At 74.6% G+C, this 16,196-nt stretch carries 10 protein-coding genes and 1 riboswitch; of the genes, 4 read left to right on the plus strand and 6 right to left on the minus strand.

The window, feature by feature from the left end; translation table 11 throughout:
- Nucleotides 1-32 precede the first annotated feature (32 nt).
- From HNP84_RS13100 to HNP84_RS13120, 5 genes are all read right to left on the minus strand, one after another.
- On the minus strand, nucleotides 33-773 hold the full coding sequence (locus HNP84_RS13100) for an ABC transporter permease (RefSeq protein ID WP_312924827.1): 741 nt from the start codon (nucleotides 771-773) through the stop codon (nucleotides 33-35).
- An 849-nt stretch (nucleotides 774-1,622) separates the two neighbouring features.
- Entirely contained in the window at nucleotides 1,623-2,303 is a 681-nt protein-coding gene (locus tag HNP84_RS13105; RefSeq protein ID WP_185050261.1) for a response regulator transcription factor, read from the minus strand.
- Complete coding sequence (locus HNP84_RS13110; protein WP_185049944.1) at nucleotides 2,300-3,646, minus strand: sensor histidine kinase; 1,347 nt, start codon at nucleotides 3,644-3,646, stop codon at nucleotides 2,300-2,302. Before HNP84_RS13110 ends, HNP84_RS13105 begins: the two co-directional genes overlap by 4 nt.
- An 84-nt stretch (nucleotides 3,647-3,730) precedes the next feature.
- Nucleotides 3,731-4,981, minus strand: coding sequence for a cytochrome P450 family protein (locus HNP84_RS13115; RefSeq protein ID WP_185049945.1), 1,251 nt, complete (start codon nucleotides 4,979-4,981; stop codon nucleotides 3,731-3,733).
- Nucleotides 4,978-5,724 (minus strand): TetR/AcrR family transcriptional regulator, encoded by a 747-nt coding sequence (locus HNP84_RS13120; RefSeq protein ID WP_185049946.1) that lies wholly within the window; start codon nucleotides 5,722-5,724, stop codon nucleotides 4,978-4,980. The genes HNP84_RS13115 and HNP84_RS13120 overlap by 4 nt, the downstream gene beginning before the upstream one ends.
- Nucleotides 5,725-5,849: 125 nt before the next feature.
- Nucleotides 5,850-5,961: riboswitch (TPP riboswitch) on the plus strand.
- Between HNP84_RS13120 and thiC the strand changes: the two genes are divergently transcribed.
- The 4 genes from thiC to HNP84_RS56010 all read left to right on the plus strand — a co-directional run bounded on the left by thiC (nucleotide 5,959) and on the right by HNP84_RS56010 (nucleotide 12,683).
- Nucleotides 5,959-7,575 (plus strand): phosphomethylpyrimidine synthase ThiC, encoded by a 1,617-nt coding sequence (thiC, locus tag HNP84_RS13125; RefSeq protein WP_185049947.1) that lies wholly within the window; start codon nucleotides 5,959-5,961, stop codon nucleotides 7,573-7,575. (Overlaps the previous riboswitch by 3 nt.)
- 101 nt (nucleotides 7,576-7,676) lie before the next feature.
- Nucleotides 7,677-8,225 carry a hypothetical protein gene (locus tag HNP84_RS13130; RefSeq protein ID WP_185049948.1) on the plus strand — a complete coding sequence of 183 codons (549 nt, stop codon included), beginning with the start codon at nucleotides 7,677-7,679 and terminating at the stop codon, nucleotides 8,223-8,225.
- A 103-nt stretch (nucleotides 8,226-8,328) separates the two neighbouring features.
- Entirely contained in the window at nucleotides 8,329-9,204 is an 876-nt protein-coding gene (locus tag HNP84_RS13135; protein WP_312924644.1) for an alpha/beta hydrolase family protein, read from the plus strand.
- Nucleotides 9,201-12,683 carry a helix-turn-helix transcriptional regulator gene (locus tag HNP84_RS56010; RefSeq protein ID WP_312924646.1) on the plus strand — a complete coding sequence of 1,161 codons (3,483 nt, stop codon included), beginning with the start codon at nucleotides 9,201-9,203 and terminating at the stop codon, nucleotides 12,681-12,683. The genes HNP84_RS13135 and HNP84_RS56010 overlap by 4 nt, the downstream gene beginning before the upstream one ends.
- A 294-nt stretch (nucleotides 12,684-12,977) precedes the next feature.
- On the opposite strand, the gene HNP84_RS13150 is transcribed toward HNP84_RS56010, so the two are convergent.
- The gene (locus HNP84_RS13150) at nucleotides 12,978-16,133 is read right to left on the minus strand and encodes a bifunctional cytochrome P450/NADPH--P450 reductase (protein WP_312924648.1); all 3,156 of its coding nucleotides are present in this window, start codon (nucleotides 16,131-16,133) and stop codon (nucleotides 12,978-12,980) included.
- Nucleotides 16,134-16,196: the final 63 nt, after the last annotated feature.

The raw sequence follows: 16,196 nt of genomic DNA on the forward strand, positions 1-16,196 counted from the left end.
CAAACCTCACGAAGCACCAATAAATTCCTAGATCACCCACGCTGCCCGGCATCGGCGGCGAACCGCCCCCGGGCCACCAGCTCGGTGGTGACCAGCACCGCGACGGCCTCGGCGGCGAGCAGCGCGACCAGCACGACGAGCTGCACCACCCCGGCCTCGATCGGCCCCGCCCCGCCGAGCAGCATGCCGACGAACGCCCCCGGCAGCACGACCAGCCCGACCGTCCTGGTCTGGTCGAGCGCGGGCACCAGCGCCTGCGCCGCCGCCCTCCGGCAGATCTCCAGGTGCGCGTCCCGGGGGCTGAACCCGAGCGCGAGCGCGGCCTCCACCTCTCCCCGCCGCTGCACCAGCTCGTCCACCGCCCGCTTGCCCGCCAGCGCGGTCGCGGTCAGGCAGCCGCCCAGCAGAATGCCGGTGATCGGGATGAGCACGATCCCCTCCAGCCGCGCCGCCCCGCTCCCCACCAGCAACAGCAGCACCGGCACCGGCCCCGCCGCCATCGGCAGCGCCGCCCACCACACCGCCCACCCCTTCGTGATCCGCCGCCCCGCGGTGTAGGTCGCCACGCCGTACATGAGCAGCAGGAACGCCACCACGGCCGGCAACACCCCGATCGCCCAGGCGATCACCAGCGACACCACCGCGAGCTGCACGGCCGCACGCACACAGGCGGTCACGACCGCCGCCGCATACCCCAACCGCCCCACCCACGCCACCACGGCGGCCCCGGCGACCAGCACGGCCAGCACGATCCCCAAACCCGGCGAAATCACAATCAACGTCGAAGAAGACTCCACAACCCCCAATCCTCCCGAACCCCACTCACTTCTCAGGCGCCAGGGGACCTCGCCGCGAGCCGGCTCCGGTCTTCCCTATGGGGCGCCGGGACGGCATCGCCGCAGACCACCTCGCAGGCACCACGCCCCGCCTCGCCACCTCGCACGCACCCCGCACTCCGCACGCCCGCGGTGCGGCGTCCGCAGCGCGGCCCAGCGGGGCAAGGCCGAGGCCCGAGGGACACAGCGCGAGCTCGACAGGCGCAACGCGAGCCCCACGAGGCAGCGCAAGGCGGGATGGGGGTTGTGACGAGGGGTGGCGGTGCGGGGCTGTCAGGGACATGGCTCGCCCGCCATCTCCCAATCGGATCGCCGGGCCGGCCGCCGTCGCTTCCGGCGCGCGCTCCGACCTCGGCCTTCCCCCATGGCGCCGCGACGGCGAGAGGTGGTACGGCGCTGCCCGGCGCCCATGTCAGAACCGCCACCGATCGGCCGGTGCCATCTTCCGCCCCGCACATCCGGCACTCCGGGCACCCTCACGACCGTGACCCGTCAGGGTGCGAGCCGGACCCGGGGTGCACCACCGTGAGGGCGCGACGTGCCCGCAGGGCGGGCCGTAGACGACGCGCGGCGCAACGGACGCACCGCGGCGGCGCGGCGTCCGCAGCGCGGGCGCCGGGCGCGAGGCCGAGGCCGGGGGCAGGCCCGAGACGACGGCCCGAGCCCGAGACCTGACGGGCGAGAGGATCGCACGGGCAAGAGGCGAGACCCCACGGGCACGAGACCGGGGCGTGGCGGAGGGGGGTGCCCGGGGGACGCGGCGGCCGGCGCGTACCGGGGTGGGGGTCAGGGGCGGGGGCGGGGGCGGACCATGCCGGTTTCGTAGGCGATGATCACCAGCTGGGCGCGGTCGTGGGCGCCGAGTTTGAGCATGGCACGGTTGACGTGGGTCTTGGCGGTCATCGGGCTGATGCCGAGGCGGGTGGCGATCTCCTCGTTGGTCAGGCCGGTCGCGACCATGGCCATCACCTCGCGCTCGCGGTCGGTCAGCGCCGCCAGGGCGGCTGGTTCGCCGGTGTCCCGGGTGGCGTCGGGGGCGGACAGGAAGCGGGTGATCAGGCCCTTGGTCGCCGTGGGCGACAGCAGGGCGTCGCCGCGGGCCACCACGCGGATGGCCTCCTGGAGCTCGGGGGCCTCCACGCCCTTGCCGAGGAAGCCGCTGGCTCCGGCGCGGAGCGCGGCGAAGACGTACTCGTCGATCTCGAAGGTGGTCAGGACCAGCACCCGGACGCCGGCGAGGTCCGGGTCGGCGGTGATCTCGGCGGTGGCGGCGATGCCGTCGGTGCCCGGCATGCGCAGGTCCATCAGAACCACGTCGGGGCGGGTCTCGCGGGCCAGGCGCACGGCCTCGCCGCCCGTGCCGGCCTCGCCGACCACGGTGAGGTCGGGCGCGGCGTTCACCAGGACCCGGAACCCGGCCCGGACCAGGGCCTGGTCGTCGGCGAGCAGGACGCGGACGGCCGTCATGCCGCGCCCTCCAGCCGCTCGGCGGGCAGCGGGATCACCGCGCGCACCCGGAAGCCTCCTCCGGGCTCGGGTCCGGCCGCGAAGACGCCGCCGACCGACAGGGTCCGCTCCCGCATGCCGATCAGGCCGTGGCCAGGGCCCTGGGCCCGGTCCTGGTCCTGGTCCTGGGGCTGGTCCCGGTCCCGGTCCTGGGGGTGGCTGCGGTCCCGGTCCTGGGGGTGGGGTTGGGGCTGGTTCTGTTGTTGGGTTCGGGGCTGGGGGCGGTTCTGGGGCCGTGGGGAGCCGCCGTCGTCGGTGATCTCGACGGTTAGGGTGTCCGGTTCGTACGCGATGCGGACCCGGGCGCGGGCGCCGGAGGCGTGCTTGCTGACGTTGGTCAGCGCCTCCTGCACCACCCGGAAGGCGGTCAGCGCGATCGGGGCGGGCAGCGGGTGCTCGGCGGTCTCGACGGACCAGTCCACCTCCAGGCCGGCCGCGGCGAAGGACTGGGCCAGGTCGGGCAGGCGGTCCAGACCCGGCGCGGGCTGGCACAGCAGCTCGCCGGGCGGCTCGTCCTCGCCGCCCGGACGGCGCAGCAGGCCGACGGTGGTGCGCAGTTCGCCCAGTGCCTCGCGGCCCGCCCGGCGTACGTGGCCGAGCGCCTCGCGGGCCTGGTCGGGTGCGGTGTCCAGTACGTGCTCGGCGACCTGCGCCTGCACGTTGATCAGCGCGATCTGGTGGGCGAGCACGTCGTGCAGCTCGCGGGCGATGCGCAGGCGTTCCTCCATCACCGCCCGCCGTGCCTCCTCCTCGCGGGTCTCCTCGGCGCGGCGGGCCCGCTCCTCGATCGCGGCGACGTACGCGCGCCGGTTGCGCAGCGCGCTGCCCACCGCGACGGCCGCGGCGGCCAGGGTGAGCTGGCCGGACGCCTCGACGGACAGCCCGCCGTCGCCGATCGGGGACGGCCCGGAGGCGATCAGGACGCCGGCCGTGGCGGCGCCCGCGGCCAGGGCCACCCGCCGGTGGTGCCGCGCCGCGACGGTGCCCAGGGAGATCACCCAGGCCAGGTCCAGCGCACCCGTCCCGCCGAGGAACCGCGCGTACACGGCGGTGAGGCAGACGATCACGGCGAGCGCGGCGCGCGGCCGGCTCCTGCGTACGGCGAGGGCGGCGCAGATGGCCGCGGCCAGCGCCGCCGAGGCCGGGGTGAACGGCGGCACGGGCACAGCGGGGGACTGTTCCCGCGGCACCGGCAGGACCAGCGTCTCGCACAGCGAGATCACGAACAGGACGGCGGCCAACACCCCGTCGACCACATGGGGATGGGCACGTGAGGTCTGCTTCAGCCAGGTCCAACCGCTCACGCCCCAACCGTAGGGCCACGGCGGCGCGTTCTCCTCGTCCGGGAGCACGGGTTTCGGATACCGCGAGCGCGGTATCCGAAAGCGTCAGGCCCCGAGCCGTACCGGCAGGGCCTCCAGCCGCCAGCTCACCGGGACCGGCTGGCGGCGCAGCTCCGCCTCGGGCACCGCGCGCTCGATCGCGGGGTAGCGCTTGAGCAGCGCCGTGAACGCGACCTCGCCCTCCTGCCTGGCCAGGGCCGCGCCGAGGCAGTAGTGCAGGCCGTGGCCGAAGCCGACGTGGGTCTCCTTGCGTCCGTCGGCCTCCCTGGTGATGTCCAGCCGGTCGGCGTCGGGGAAGGCGCGGGGGTCGCGGTTGGCCGCGACGAGCACCGCCATCAGCGGCTCGCCGCGCCTGATCGTCTGGCCGCCGAGCTCGACGTCCTCGCTCGCGTAGCGTACGCGGGTGCCCTGGACCGGGCCGCACCACCGCATCAGCTCGTGGACCGCGCGGGGCGCCAGCGCGGGGTCGTCGCGGAGCAGCGCGAGCTGCTCGGGGTGGGCGAGCAGGGCGGCCGTGCCGTTGGAGATCAGGTGGGCGGTGGTCTCGTGCCCGGCGAACACCAGCGTGAGCACCATGGTGACCAGCTCCTTGTCGGACAGCCGGTCGCCGTCCTCGTCGTGGGCCCGGATCAGGCCGGTGAGCAGGTCGTCCTTCGGGTCGGCGCGGCGGTGCGCGATGAGTCGCTTGATGTGCTCGACCATGTCGCGGATGGTGGGGCCGGTGGTCTCGGGCCGCATCCGCATCAGGGTGCTGCCCCACTCGCGCCAGCTCTGCCGGTCCTCCTCGGGCACGCCGACCAGCTCGCAGATGACGGTGATCGGCAGCGGGTAGGCGAAGTGCTCGACCAGGTCCACGACGCCGTCCTCGGCCGTGCCGGGCAGGGCGTCGAGCAGGGACTCGGTGATCTCCTCGACCCGGGGGCGCAGCTCGGCGACCCGGCGCGCGGTGAAGGCGCGGGAGACGAGCCTGCGCAGCCGGATGTGGTCCTCGCCGTCGGCGTCCAGGACGGTGTTGAGCACGTACTCGGCGTACTCCGGGGGGATCCCCTGGGCCGCGGCCCCCTTCGCGCGCACGTTGGTCACATCCAGCCCGGGGACGCTGGCCGGGTTGTTGACGAAGCGCCGGTCGCTCAGCAGCGTGCGTACGTCGTCGTACCTGGTGACCAGCCAGACGGATGTGTCCAGGCCGGGGAAGTTCGCCCTGGCCAGCGGCCCCTCCTCCCGGATGCGGGAGTAGCCGGCGAACGGGTCGCGCAGCAGCTCGGGGTCGAGCAGGTCGTAGGTGTGCGCGGTCATGGTTCCTCCATGGACGGCTTCGTGAGCCTGTGCCGGTCGATCTCCTCGACGATTCGGGCGCGCAGCCGGTCGAACAGGGCGATCACCTCGGGGGCGGCGGCGCGCAGGCGTTCGGGGGTGGCTTCGGTCTCGAACGCCGACCCGATGACGTGCGCCAGCATCGGCGCCCGCTCCTTTGCGCCCCCGGCGCCCGGGGGCAGGAACGGTTCGGCGGTCAGAAAGCCCAGCAGCACCGACATGTACGCCTGGACCTGGGCCTCGGCGGGCTGGTCGGCCCGGACGAGCCCGTGGCGGCGCAGCAGCGCGAAGTACTCGCGCAGGGTGCGCAGGCGCATCTCGTACACCTCGGCGACGCCGGCCGGAGCGGTGCGGGCGAGCGTGCCGAGGGTCTCCATGTCACCGGTGAGCAGCGCCCGCAGCAGCGGCTCCTCGCGCACCCGCAGGTATCCCGCCGTGGCCATGCGGCTCGGCAGCACCGCGGCGGGGTCGGCCCGCATCTCGTCCAGGATCACCCCCATCATCCGGGCCTGCGCCCGCATGAGCACGGTGATGAAGAGCACTTCCTTGGTGCTGAAGTGCAGGTAGACGGTGCCCTTGCCGATTCCGGCGCGGCGTGCGACGTCCTCGATCGTGACCCGGCGGTAGCCCCAGGCGATCAGCAGCTCGCCTGCCGCGTCGAGGATGCGCTCGGCGCGGAGGTCGCGCTCGCCGACCGCGTTCGCCGGTCCTGCGGGTGGTGCCATGGTGGTACTCCTTGACCTTCTGACCGGATTTGAAATCGGGTCATCGAGTCAACAGTACGCCTCCGCGCGCACCGGCGCCAGATCCGGGTCTTGCGCACCCCCCGGGTGCTCGGGTTACCGTCGAGGCGACAGATCGCGGGAGCCCGGCCGACCGGGCTGAGAGGGCGACATACGGGGTCGCCGACCGCCGGAACCTGACCGGGTAATGCCGGCGTAGGGAGTTGTCGATCGGCCATGACGATCTTCGATGATGTTGTGCTGCCCGCCGCCCGCAAGACGCACCTGACCGGCTCCAGGCCGGACATCCGGGTGCCCATGCGGGAGATCGGCCTGACCAACGGCGCCGCCGTCGTCCTGTACGACACCTCGGGCCCGTACACCGACCCGTCCTTCACCCCCGACCTCGCCGCGGGCCTGCCCCGGCTGCGCGCCGGGTGGAGCGCCACCCCCGGAGGCGGCACCCAGCGGGCGCACGCGCGGCGCGGCGCGATCACGCCCGAGATGGAGTTCGCGGCGATCCGCGAGGGCGTGCCGCCCGAGTTCGTCCGCGACGAGCTGGCGGCGGGCCGGGCCGTGCTGCCCGCCAACGTGAACCACCCGGAGACCGAGCCGATGGTCATCGGCCGGAACTTCCTGGTCAAGGTCAACGCCAACATCGGCAACTCGGCGGTCTCCTCCTCCATCGAGGACGAGGTGGAGAAGATGCGCTGGGCCATCCGGTGGGGCGCCGACACGGTGATGGACCTGTCCACCGGCAAGCGCATCTCCGAGACCCGGGAGTGGATCCTGCGCAACTCGCCGGTGCCCGTCGGCACGGTGCCGATCTACCAGGCGCTGGAGCGGGTGGGCGGCCGGGCCGAGGAGCTGACCTGGGAGGTCTACCGCGACACGGTGATCGAGCAGTGCGAGCAGGGCGTGGACTACATGACCGTGCACGCGGGGGTGCGGCTGGCGTACGTGCCGCTGACCGCGCGGCGCAAGACCGGGATCGTCTCGCGCGGCGGGTCGATCATGGCGGCGTGGTGCCTGGCGCACCACGAGGAGAGCTTCCTCTACACCCGCTTCCGCGAGCTGTGCGAGATCTTCGCCCACTACGACGTGACGTTCTCGCTCGGCGACGGGCTGCGCCCCGGCTCGATCGCCGACGCCAACGACGAGGCGCAGCTCGCCGAGCTGCGCACGCTGGGCGAGCTGACCGCCATCGCGGCCGAGCACGACTGCCAGGTGATGGTGGAGGGCCCCGGCCACGTGCCCATGCACAAGATCGAGGAGAACGTGCGGCTGCAGCAGGAGTGGTGCGCCGAGGCGCCGTTCTACACCCTCGGCCCGCTGACCACGGACATCGCGCCGGGGTACGACCACATCACCTCGGCGATCGGCGCGGCCATGATCGGCTGGCACGGCACGGCCATGCTCTGCTACGTCACCCCCAAGGAGCACCTGGGGCTGCCCGACCGGGACGACGTCAAGGCGGGCGTCATCGCGTATAAGATCGCGGCGCACGCCGCCGACCTGGCCAAGGGCCATCCCGGCGCGCAGGCGTGGGACGACGCGCTGTCGGAGGCCCGCTTCGAGTTCCGCTGGGAGGACCAGTTCAACCTGGCCCTCGACCCCGAGACGGCCCGCTCCTTCCACGACGAGACCCTGCCCGCGCCCGCGGCCAAGACCGCGCACTTCTGCAGCATGTGCGGCCCCCACTTCTGCGCCATGAAGATCACTCAGGACGTCCGCCGGTACGCCGAGGAGCACGGCCTGGCGGAGGAGGACGCCCTGACGGCGGGCATGCGGGAGAAGGCCGAGGAGTTCACCCGCCGGGGCGCCCGGGTCTACCTGCCGATCGACCCCGCGTGATCTTTTCTGTCGGTTTTTCCCGGGAGTTCACCAACTTTCGCGACCTTCGCGGCATCTAACCGGTCGCGAGCCTCATTCCGACGTCTCAAGGGGGATCCCCGATGACACCCTCCAGCAGAACTGCCGCGCGCACCGGCGCCCTCGCGGCGCTCGTCCTCGCCGCCGGCCTGCTGGCCACCCCGCCCGCCACCGCACAGGCCGCCGCCCCCGCCGCCCCGGCCGCCGTCACACTGGCGCAGCCCGCGTCCACCCTGGACGCCGCGGCCCGCCCGCGCAACGGCACGATCCTGTACGCCCGGATCAGCGGCGGCCTCGGCAAGCTGAAGATCCAGAACGGCACTCGCAAGGACGGCGTCGTCACCCTCGTCCGCGGCCGGTCCAAGGCCATCAGCATCTACGTCCGCGCCCGCTCCAGCGCCACGGTACGCAACGTCAAGGACGGCACGTACCGGATCTACTTCACCACCGGCTACCGCTTCAGCGTCTCCAAGGGCCGCTTCACCCGCGAGGCCACCTACCAGCGCTTCAACCGCCGGCTCACCTTCCGTACGACGTCCAGCACCTCCACGGTCTGGACCCTGACCCTCAACCCGGTGATCGGCGGCAACGCCAGCACCACCAACATCAACCCCAAGGACTTCCCGGCCTGACCCGGGGCCTCGCGCGCCGCGCCCTCGCACCGGGGGCGCGGCGCGCGCGTTTCCACCCCGCCTGCTATGGTTCGGTCATTGAACTCACTAGGCGGGAGGCGGCGTGGACGTGTTGCGCGAAGATCCGGTTGACGAGGCCGCCCCGCCGGCGGCGACACCCGCGGTGACCTTCGACAGCGCGGGGGTGCCCCTGCTCGGGGTGCTGCACCTGCCCGCGGGCCCGGGTCCGCATCCGGTCGTGGTCCTGCTGCACGGCTTCCCCGGCAACGAGCGCAACTTCGACCTCGCCCAGGCCCTGCGCCGCGCCGGGTACGCCGCGCTGGTCTTCCACTACCGCGGCTCGTGGGGCGTGGGCGGCGCGTTCTCGTGGGGGAACGTGCTGGCCGACGTACGGGCCGTGCTCGCCGGACTGCGCGACCCGGGCTTCGCCGCCGGGCACCGGCTCGACCCGGGACGGGTGGCGCTGGCCGGGCACAGCATGGGCGGGTTCGCCGCGCTCATGACCGCCGCCGCCGACCCCGAGGTCCGGGCCGTCGCCTCCATCGCCGGGTTCGACTTCGGGCGCGCCGCCGCCGAGTGCGCGGCCGGCGAGGGCGCGCGCGCGGCGTACACGGAGATGTTCCAGGGCGAGCTGCTGCCGCTGCGCGGCACCAGCGGCGAGGCCCTGGTCGCCGAGATGACGGCGGCGGGCGAGGAGTGGCTCCTGCCCCGGCTCGCGCCCCGCTTCGCCGGACGGCCGGTGCTGCTGGTGGGCTGCGGGCGCGACACGGTCGCCCCGGTGGCCGCGCACCACGAACCGCTGGTCGAGGCGTGCCTCGCCGTGGCCGAGCCGGGAGTGCGGCTGCGCCACCTCGTGCTGCCCACCGACCACGCCCTGTCCGACCGGCGGGTGGCCCTGACGCGTACGCTCCTGGCGTTCCTCGCCGACCACCTGGCCCCGGCGCCGCTGTCGGTGCCGGATGGCATTGTGGGGGCGTGAGCACGCGTACGGTCAGCCCGCGCTTCGTCGGCCGGGCCGATGAGCTGGCCCTGCTGCGCGAGGCGTTCGCCCGCGCCCGCGCCGGAGAGTCCTCGGTCGTGCTGGTGGGCGGCGAGGCCGGCGTGGGCAAGACCCGCCTGATCCGCGAACTGGCCGCCCGCGAGCACGACGCCCAGACCGCCGCCGGTGAGAACGGCGGCGGCGAGGATGGCGGCGCGGCCATGGTGCTGGCCGGCGGCTGCCTGGAGCTGGGCGCCGACGGCCTGCCGTTCGCGCCGTTCACGGCGGTGCTGCGCACCCTGGTGCGCGAGCTGGGCCGCGACGGCGTGGCCGAGCTGGTCCCGGGCGGCACGACCCGCGGCCTGGCCCGGCTGCTGCCCGAGTTCGGCGAGCCCGCCGACGGCGGGGCCGAGGCGCGGGCGCGGCTGTTCGAGCAGGTGCTCGGCCTGCTGGAGCGCCTGGCCGAGCGCCGCCCGGTGCTGCTGGTGATCGAGGACGCCCACTGGGCCGACGGCTCCACCCGCGACCTGCTGTCGTTCCTGGTCCGCTACCGCCGCCCCGACGCCCGGCTGCTGATCGTGGTGACCTACCGCGCCGACGAGATCCACCGCCGCCACCCGCTGCGCCCGCTGCTGGCCGAGCTGGGCCGGATCGACCGGGTACGACGGCTGGAGCTGCGCGGCCTGCGCCGCCACGAGGTCGTGGAGCAGGCCGCGGGCATCCTGGACCGCGAGCCGTCCGCGGCCGTCGTCGAGGAGGTCTACTCCCGCAGCGAGGGCAACCCGCTGTTCGTCGAAGCCCTGCTCGGCGGCGACGACGACGGCAGCGCCCTGCCCGAGTCGCTGCGCGACCTGCTGCTGGCCAGCGTCGAGCGGCTGCCCGAGCAGACCCGCGAGGTGCTGCGCGTGGCGGCGGCGGGCGGGGCCAGGATCGAGCACCGGCTGCTCGCCGCCGTTGCCGGGATCGATGAGGACACCCTGGCCAGGGCACTGCGCCCGGCCGTGGAGGGCAACGTGCTGTCGGTGGACGGCGACGGCTACGCCTTCCGGCACGCGCTGATCCACGAGGCGGTGCACGAGGACCTGCTGCCGGGCGAGCGCACCCGCCTGCACACCCGCTTCGCCGAGGCGCTGCGCGACGACCCCGGCCTGCTGCCCGCCCCGCGCAACGCGATCGAGCTGGCCTACCACTGGTACGCCGCCCACGACACCACCTGGGCGCTGGTCGCCGCCTGGCACGCCGCCGCCGCGGCCGGCGACTCCCTGGCCTACGACGAGCAGTTGCGCATGCTGGCCAGGGTGCTGGAGCTGTGGGATCGGGTGCCCGGCGCGGCCGGGCGGATCGGGGCCGACCACATCGAGGTGCTGCACCAGGCGTCGGTGGTGGCCCACAGGCTGGCGGGCGAGTTCGAGCGGGCATTGGGCTTCGCCACCCAGGCCATCGCCGAGATCGACGCCGCGGCCGATCCGGCGCGCGCGGCCGTCCTGCTCCGGCGGCGCGGCCTGATCAGGTACGACTACGGCCGCCCCGGCGCGCTGGACGACCTGCGGGCCGCGGCGGCGCTGGTCCCGGCCGAGCCGCCGAGCGCGCTGCGGGCCCGGGTGCTGGAGTCGCTGGCCCGCATGCTGCATGGCCCCGGCCAACTGGCCGAGAGGCTGGCCACGGCCGAGGAGGCGATGGCGCTCGCGCACGAGGTCGGCGATCTGGAGACCGAGGCCCACGCGCTCACCACGCTCACCTGGGCGCGGTGGCCGAGCTCCCGCGTCGAGCAGCAGCGCGAGGCGTACGCCAGGGCGCGCGAGCTGGCCGCACGGGCGGGCTCCTTCGACGCGCTGACCCGGGTGGCCATCTCCGAGTCCGACGCGCTCGAAGGCATGGGCGCGCACGAGGAGGCCGCCGAGGTGGCCCGGCGCGGCTTCGCCGACGCCGCCGAGTACGGCCTGGCCCGCACCCAGGGCGCGTTCCTGGCGATGAACCTGGCCGAGCCGCTGCTGTCACTGGGCCGCTGGGACGAGGCGCAGACGGTCATCGACCGCGCGCTCGCGCTGACGCCACCGCCCAACTACCGCGCCAGCCTGGTCGAGTGGGCGGGCGACATCGCCCTGGCCCGCGGCGAGCCCGACCGGGCGGAGGCGCGCTACGCCGAGTCGCGCCGCCTCCTCGCCCGCGGCACCTACCGGGCCCAGACCGTGCTCCCCAACATCCGCCGCACGTTGGAACTCCGGCTGACTCGCACCCGCCAGGGGGCCCCACCTGAGGCACGCGAGCGGGCGTACGTACGGGGTGCGCGGGGGGTGGGGGCGGCGCGCAAAGCGCAGGAGATGGCGGCCGTGCGCCAGGCGCGGGACGTGGCGGCGGCGCGCGAAGCGCGGGCACAGACGACCGGGCTGGAGACGCGCCAACCGGCGACCCTGCACCAAGCGCCGGACGCGGCGGCGGCGCACGAAGCGCGGGCACAGACGACCGGGCTGGAGACGCGCCAACCGGCGACCCTGCACCAAGCGCCGGACGCGGCGGCGGCGCACGAAGCGCGGGCACAGACGACCGGGCTGGAGACGCGCCAACCAGCGACCCTGCACGAAGCGCGGGAGGTGGCGGCGCGGGCGCTCGTGGAGCAGGATCTGGCCGCCGAGCCGCGCTATACCTGGCCGTTGCTGGTCACGGTTCTGGAGGTGGCGGGGCCGGTGGCGGGGGTGCCGGTGGACGCGGAGCTGACGGCCCGGGTGCGGGCCGCCGCCTCGGGGCTGCCGGTGCAGAGTCCGGTGCAGGAGGCCCACCGGCTGACCTTCGCCGCGCTGGCCGGGCTCGTCTGCGGCGAAGGACCGGCGCCCGAGGCGTGGCGCAGGGCGGTGGCGGCGTGGCGGGCGCTGGGCCAGCCGTACGCCGAGGCGCGCACGCTGCTCTGCGGCGCCGAGGCCGCGGCGGCGAGCGGCGACCGTGAGGGCGCGGCGGCGATGCTGGACCGGGCGTACGAGCTGGCGGCGGGGCTGCGGGCCGCGCCGCTGCTGGAGGCGGTCGAGACCCTGGCCCGCCGGGTGGGCGTCGCGATCCGCGCGGCCGACGCGACGGCGACGGCCGGGGCCGTCGGCGCCACCGGTGGCGCCGGCCCGGCTGGCACGGCCGGCCCGGCTGGCACGGTAGGTGCCCCCGGCACGGTAGGTGCCGCCGGTGCGACCCGCAGGGCCGGCGCGACCGGCAGGGCCCGTACCACCCGCGCAGCCCGTGCGTCCGGCGCGACCGGCGCCACGGGTGCGGCCGGGTCGGCGGCCGATGCGCGGCGCGGGCTCACCGCTCGCGAGCTGGAGGTGCTGCGCCTGGTCGCGCTGGGGCGCAGCAACCGCGAGATCGCCGCCGAGCTGTTCATCGCGGTGAAGACGGTGAGCGTGCACGTCTCCAACATCCTGGCCAAGCTGGGGGCGGCGTCGCGGGGCGAGGCGGCGGCCGAGGCCCGCCGCCTGCGCCTCCTGGACGTGCCCTAGCCGGTCGGCGAACGCGCCGCGCGGCCGACCTTCCGCCGCCCGGACGTCCTGCAGCCCGGCCCCAGGAAGTCAGCGGGACCCAGTAGGGCGCGGGCAGGCGGCGGACGCCGAGCCTCGGCCACGCCCCTGGCCGGTCTCGAACGTGCCGCCCCGCCAAGCCCGCCGCCCGCACCCCCCTGCACGCCGCGCCCCGGGCAGGTCAACGAACGCGCCGCCCCCTTCACGTCCCCAGCCGGTCGGCGAACGTACCGTTCCGCCGTCGCCGACACCGTCCTCGGGCGTTCTCTGTGCCCGTCAGGCGAAGACGTCCTGCTGGTAGCGGCCCGCCTCCTCCAGCTCGCGGAGCCACGCGTCGCCGTCGCGGCCGGTGCGCTCGGCGTAGATCGCGGCCAGGGTGCGTCTGACCGCGGGGGCCATGTGCAGGCCGTCGCCGCAGACGTACACGTGGGCGCCGCGTTCCAGGAGAGCCCACACGGTGTCCGCGTTGGCGGACAGGGCGTCCTGGACGTACCGGTGCGGGTGGCCGGGCAGTGCCGAGAACGCGGTGTGCACCCGGGCCACCCCGGCGCGCTCCCAGGCGTCGAGGTCGGCGTGGTAGAGCCGGTCGTGTCCGGGGTGGCGGCAGCCGGTGAAGACCTCGGCTGGCTCGGCGCCGGGGGCCGAGAGGGCTCGGTGCTCCAGGAAGGCGCGCAGCGGGGCGAAGCCGGTGCCGGGGCCGACCAGGACGATCGGCGTGGCCGGGTCCTCGGGGAGCCGGAACGGCGGCGCGGGCACCCGTACGTACCCGTAGAACACCTCGCCGGGCGCGAGGCCGGCCAGGTAGGCCGAGCACATCCCCCGGTAGGCGGCGTCCGCGCCCGACCAGGCCGGGCCCTCCACCAGGCCGACGGTGATCCGGACCTGCCGGGGCGCGGCCAGGGGCGAGGACGAGATCGAGTAGTAGCGGGGCCGGATCGGGCCGGCCGCCTCCAGGAAGACGGGCAGCGGCAGCGCGATGGCCGGGTACCGCTCCAGCAGGTCGATCACGGAGACCCGCTTGGCCAGCACCTCGTCCGGGTACGCGGCGGTGAGCCGGTCCAGCTCGCCCCGGGTCCACGGGCACCGGGTGTGCGCGGCGAGGGTCGCGAGGTCGGCGCGGGTGGCGACGTCCTGGAGCTCGGCGAAGTCGGCCAGCAGCAGCCCGGCGGTGACCGGGGTGTCCACCGGCAGGTGGGTGGCACCGTGGGCGCGCAGCCGCACGACCTGGTCGCGGGGCACGCGCAGGGCGCGCAGCGCCCGCTCCACCAGCTCCGGCTCGTTGCGGGCGAACACCGCGAGGTGGTCGCCGGGCTCGTACGTCACGCCCTCCGGCAGCTCGGCCACGATCGAGCGCACCCCGGGCCGGGGCGCCTCCAGGGAGAAGTCCCACAGCCCGGTGGGGTCGCCGGTCAGCTCCTCGTTGGACACCACGGTGAGCGGGACGGCGCGCTCGGAGACGACGGCGGGGCGGATCTCGGACTCGGTGAGGACCTCCATCTCGTAGCGGGGCCCGGCGGGGGCCGCCCCGGCGCCGTACTCGGCGGCGAGCGCCGCCCACAGCGCGGAGGTCCAGGCGGAGACGGCGCCGTCGAAGTCGCCGTCGGCGTCGGCCTCGCCGCGCTCCACCAGCGGCACGGCCCCGGCGGCGGTCAGCTTGGCGAAGGCGCGCTTGGGGAAGCCCTGGTAGGTGGGCCACTGGGTGTTGCCGCAGCCGAGCAGGGCCAGACGCACGCCGTCCATGCGCGGCAGCTCCTCCAGCGCGTCGAACTCCTGCGCGTTGTCGGGCGCCTTGCCGTTGTAGGTGGAGGTGACCACGGCGAGCAGCCCCTCGCGCGGCGGCGCGGCGGCCAGTTCGTCCAGGGTGAGCAGGGTGGTGGCGAACCCGGCGTGGCGTGCCCGCTCGGCCAGCCGCTCGGCGATGTCGGCGCTCGTGCCCAGGTTGGAGCCGTAGGCCACGGCCAGGCTCACCCCGGTCACGGTCACCTCGGCGGCCAGGTCGCGCGGCGCGTCCTCGGCGGCCTCGCCCTGGGCCGCGGGCACAGCGCGCTCGTGCGGCTGCCGGGCCCGGACCCGGATCGTGAAGTCCTCGGGCTTGAGGGTGAGGGTCTGCTTGATCTTCATCCGGTACGCGCCCGGGTCGGCGAGGGCGAACTCGCGCAGCACCATGGCCAGCGCCAGCCGGGCCTCGGTGAGCGCGAACTGGCGGCCGATACAGGCCCGCTCGCCGTTGCCGAACGGCTTGTACGCCGCCGGGTGGTGCTCCCGCTTCCGCTCGGGGAGCCACCGGTCGATGTCGAACTCCTCGGGCCGGTCCCACGCCTTGGGGTGCCGGTGCAGCGGCGGCAGCAGGATCACGCACCTCTGCTCCGCCGCGATCGGGTGGCCGCCGAGCGTGGTGTCGGCGTAGGCGGTCACGGCGAAGGACGGGATCGGCGACCACAGCCGCAGGGTCTCCTCCAGCACCCGCGGGATCACGTCCAGCTTCATGATCGTCTCGTACGTGGGCGGCTCGTCGCCGGGCAGCAGCCGGTCCACCTCGGCGTACGCCAGGGCCAGCGCGTGCGGGTTGCGCAGCAGGTTGTACAGCGCGAAGGAGAGCAGCCCGCTGGTGGTCTCGTGCCCGGCGATGAGGAAGGTCAGCACCTGGTCGCGGATGTTGGCGTCGGACAGGCGCTCGCCGGTGCGCGGGTCGGCGGCCTGGAGCATCAGCCCGAGCAGGTCGCCGGTCCCGGCCTTGCCGGCGGCACGCCGCTGCCTGATCACGTCGTCCACCAGTTCGCGCATCAGCGCGATGTCGGCGCGGTAGCCCTCCTCGCGCCGCCGCTTCAGCTTGGTGACGAGCGGTAGCTGCCGGTTGCGCAGCATCGCCTCGGTGAGGGCGCGGCCCATGGCGCGCAGGAACGGGTGCAGCTCGGCCGACTCGAAGGAGTCGAAGCGGTAGTCGAAGCCGGTCAGCGAGATGGTGTCCAGGGTGAGCCTGGTCATGTCGTCGGGCACGTTGAGGTCCTGGCCCTGCCTGCGGCGCCAGGACGCGACCAGGTTCTGCGCGATCTCCAGCATCTGGGGGAAGTACGCCTTCATGGAGCGCTGGCTGAAGGCGGGCATCAGGATGCGATGCGCCTGGCCCCAGACCGGCTCGTCGTGCCGGGCGGTGAACAGCCCGTCGCCGGCGAAGTCGCGCACGATCGACAGCGGCGGGTCGATGGACTTGTAGAAGCGCGACTCGTCGCACAGCTCGGCGACCAGGTCGGGGTCGTAGACGAACAGGATGTCCCGCCCCATGAGATCCAGGCGGTAGATGCCCTGCGGGTGCCGCCCGGCCAGCTCGTTGAAGTAGGCACTGGGCGAGTGCGCGGGCACTTGCAGCATGTTCCCGACGATGGGCAGCCCCTGCGGCGCGGGGATCTCGTGGATCGCGGGTACCTCGGTCACGGCCATTCGAGCTCCTCCCGACAGCTCCAGCCATACGCTGTATGGATACGCTAGCATACGGCG

It is taken from the genome of Thermocatellispora tengchongensis (assembly GCF_014202315.1).
In the GTDB taxonomy this organism is placed as follows: Bacteria; Actinomycetota; Actinomycetes; order Streptosporangiales; family Streptosporangiaceae; genus Thermocatellispora; species Thermocatellispora tengchongensis.

What these genes read in the sequence shown, in the direction of transcription:
- HNP84_RS13105 (WP_185050261.1), bottom strand. Translation starts at nt 2,303, where the DNA reads ATGACGGCCGTCCGCGTCCTGCTCGCCGACGACCAGGCCCTGGTCCGG.
- HNP84_RS13115 (WP_185049945.1), bottom strand. Translation starts at nt 4,981, where the DNA reads ATGACCGCGCACACCTACGACCTGCTCGACCCCGAGCTGCTGCGCGAC.
- HNP84_RS13120 (WP_185049946.1), bottom strand. Translation starts at nt 5,724, where the DNA reads ATGGCACCACCCGCAGGACCGGCGAACGCGGTCGGCGAGCGCGACCTC.
- thiC (WP_185049947.1), top strand. Translation starts at nt 5,959, where the DNA reads ATGACGATCTTCGATGATGTTGTGCTGCCCGCCGCCCGCAAGACGCAC.
- HNP84_RS13130 (WP_185049948.1), top strand. Translation starts at nt 7,677, where the DNA reads ATGACACCCTCCAGCAGAACTGCCGCGCGCACCGGCGCCCTCGCGGCG.